The organism is Mesorhizobium sp. M0062 (genome assembly GCF_040323125.1).
Taxonomy (GTDB): Bacteria; Pseudomonadota; Alphaproteobacteria; order Rhizobiales; family Rhizobiaceae; genus Mesorhizobium.
The window spans coordinates 1-3,003 of sequence record NZ_JAMYUO010000059.1; the positions used below are offsets into that span (position 1 = coordinate 1).

The following is a 3,003-nucleotide window of genomic DNA, read 5'->3' on the forward strand; positions in this document are numbered from 1 at the left end:
CCCCCCCCCCGGGGTGCGGGGGGCTCTCTTTTTTATAAAACACCCCCCCCACCCCCGGCGGTGGGGGGTTGGGTGGGCTCGCCACGCGCGCGGGGGGGGGCCTCGACCGTTCACCAAAGCAATGCGGATCATGCTCGGCCTCGCCCACTGTTGCGCCAGACGCCGTCATCGGCCATCAGCTCGCTCAAAATGCCTTCGCGTAAGCCCCGGTCGGCGACGCGCAGCCGCTCCGACGGCCACACCGCACGGATGGCTTCCAGGATAGCACAGCCGGCCAGCACAAGATCGGCACGGTCGGCGCCGATGCAAGGGTTGGCGCAGCGCTGCTGGAAGTCCCAGCCGACCAGTTTTTCGACCATGCGGTCGACGCTGTCGCGGTCCATCCACAGCCCATCGACGCGGCGGCGGTCGTAGCGTTCGAGATCGAGATGGACGCCGGCCAGCGTCGTCACCGTGCCGGATGTGCCCAGCAGATGGAATTTCGGACTGGCCAGCACATGGCTCAGCCGGTCGCGGCCGTCGAAGGCTTTCAGCCGCACCGCGACGTCGTCGACCATGGCGGCAAAGATCTCGCGCGTCACCGTGCGGCCGCCAAAGCGTTCGGCCAGAGAGACGACGCCGACCGGCAGCGAGGTCCACGACACGATGTGGTTGGCCAGCCGCGGCGAGCGCTGGCCGGTGAGGTCGATCAGCGCGATTTCGGACGAGCCACCGCCAATGTCGAACAGCACCACGCCTTGCGTGTCGCGCTCGACCAGCGAGCCGCAGCCGGATACAGCAAGCCGCGCTTCGGTCTGGCGGTCGATGATCTCGAGCTTCAGCCCTGCCTCGCGCTCGACGCGCTGCAGGAATTCGACGCCATTGTCGGCGGTGCGGCAGGCTTCGGTGGCGATCAGCCGGGCTTTCCTGATCTTGCGGTTGCGCAATTTGTCGCCGCAGATTTTCAGCGCCTCGACGGCGCGGTCCATCGCCGCCTGGCTCAGGTGCCCATTGGCGGTCAGCCCCTCGCCCAGCCTGACGATGCGCGAGAAGGCGTCGATGACGCGGAACTGGCCATGGCGCTGCGGCACCGCGACCAAAAGCCGGCAATTGTTGGTGCCGAGATCGAGCGCGGCAAACACCGGCAGTTCCTGCATCGGCGGACGATGCATTGGCTGTTCCGGTCGGGATTGTGGCGCCGAGGGCAAAGGCACCGGCGCTGGAGCGGCCGGGCCGACTGAGGCCGGCGCACTAACCGCTGCGGCGGTTGCGAGAGGGCTGTCGTCGCGCGCAAAAACCTTGCGCCCACGCCGGCGCTTGCGCCGCTTTCTCGCCTTGCCTCGCTGATGCTGGGCTTCGCCGGCCTGTCCGTTACCGGACTGAGGCCCCGCCTGGCGGGGCCGCCCGGCGGATGGGCTTGGCCCGCCTGACGGCGGCGAAGCCCTGGACACGCCCACTTCCGGCGCGCCAGCGCCGGTGTCGTGGTCTTCCACTTCAGTTCCTTCCGGCGCCGCGCGAACCGGAAAACCGGACGCAGCAGGCGCTTCAATCTTTCAAGTTGCCGCCAGAGTAGCAGTGCCGGGCCGGATCACCAAGAGCAGCGGGTCAAATTTTGCCGGCATCATGCCGCGGCAATGCTTGCCGCGTTGAATAGCGGGCTTGTCCGGTTGAATAGCCGGCTTCAATGAGGCATTTCTGAAATGAGGGGGAATATTGGTGAATCGCGGACGTTTTTACGCCCGCTTGGGCGATGGGCAGCAACGCATGACGAGAACTCCATGAGTTGGAGGCGCTATCTGTGGCCGGTCATCGGCATCGCGGCGGTCATCGGGTCGCTGCTGTTGCTGTGGCATGAGTTGCGCGGCATCTCGCTCGACGATGTCTGGGACGGCATATCGGCCATCCCGACGCGCGGCTGGGTGCTTGCGGCACTGAGCTCGGTGGTCGCCTATGCCTCGCTCGCCGGCTACGACCACATCGCGCTCTTGCATATCGGCAGACGAGTGTCGTGGCTGTTCGTCACCTTCTGCTCCTTCACCACCTACGCGCTGTCGCACAATATCGGCGGCTCGGTGTTTTCGGGCGCCGTGATCCGCTACCGCGCCTACGGCACCAGGGGGCTGACCGGCCAGGACGTCGGCATTCTGGTGGCGATCTGCTGGATCACCTTCGTGCTCTCCAGCATTCTGGTCGGCGGCCTGGTGCTGGTGTTCGAGCCTGCGATCATCGACCGCTTTTCCGGCGCCCCGCACCACGGCCTGGCGATCGCCGCCGGCATCGCTTTGCTGATCCTGGTCGGCGCCTACATCTTCGGCAGCTGGCTGCATCTGAAGCCGCTGAAAATCGCCGGCTTCCAGCTGCACTATCCCGCGCTGCCGATCGTGGCGCGGCAATTGCTGATCGGCCCGATCGAGCTGTTGGCCGCGGCGGCGATCATCTTCTTTGCCCTGCCCGTTGCCGGCAATCCCGGCTATTTCGTCATCCTCGGCGTGTTCCTGGTCTCGTTCTCGGTGGCGCAGATCTCGCATGCGCCGGGCGGGCTCGGCGTGTTCGAGGTCGTGTTCCTCGCCGGCCTGTCTGATATGGACCCGGTCGGCGTGCTGGCGGCACTTCTGGTGTTCCGGCTGTTCTACCTGATCATCCCGCTGCTGATCGCGCTTGGCGTGGTGCTGTTCTTCGAGCACTCGCAATACAGCCGGACGGACAGTTGAGGTCGCGCCGGGCGACAGCGCCCGCCTGGCGCAATTGGCTGATGAAACACCGAGATTGAAATGCAACGCAGGCTTGACTATTTTCCGGCGGCGGCTACAAGGCACGCGCGGCTGCTTCGGCGGCCCACCAGCGCGACAGCGCCTGCTGGGGAATAGGTTAACGGTAGACCCACGGACTCTGACTCCGTTAGTCCTGGTTCGAATCCAGGTTCCCCAGCCAAGGCACGTCAGGTCCATTCCGGACACATAGGTTACGGTTTATATCGGAGACATGGGTAACACTTTTGGCCCGAAGGGGTTTTGGAGTGGTTCG

The 3,003-nt window shown here is 65.6% G+C and carries 2 protein-coding genes and 1 tRNA gene; 2 read left to right on the forward strand and 1 reads right to left on the reverse strand.

The features are described 5' to 3' along the window. Positions 1-128 precede the first annotated feature (128 nt). Entirely contained in the window at positions 129-1,472 is a 1,344-nt protein-coding gene (locus NKJ64_RS30395) for a Ppx/GppA phosphatase family protein (RefSeq protein WP_023829855.1), read from the reverse strand. A gap of 285 nt (positions 1,473-1,757) precedes the next feature. Between NKJ64_RS30395 and NKJ64_RS30400 the strand changes: the two genes are divergently transcribed. Beyond that, positions 1,758-2,690: a lysylphosphatidylglycerol synthase domain-containing protein gene (locus NKJ64_RS30400; protein WP_023829854.1), complete on the forward strand. Its 933-nt coding sequence runs from the start codon at positions 1,758-1,760 to the stop codon at positions 2,688-2,690. Between the two features lie 146 nt (positions 2,691-2,836). Next, positions 2,837-2,910 (forward strand) — tRNA-Gln (locus NKJ64_RS30405). Positions 2,911-3,003 lie beyond the last annotated feature (93 nt).

What these genes read in the sequence shown, in the direction of transcription:
- NKJ64_RS30400 (WP_023829854.1), top strand. Translation starts at nt 1,758, where the DNA reads ATGAGTTGGAGGCGCTATCTGTGGCCGGTCATCGGCATCGCGGCGGTC.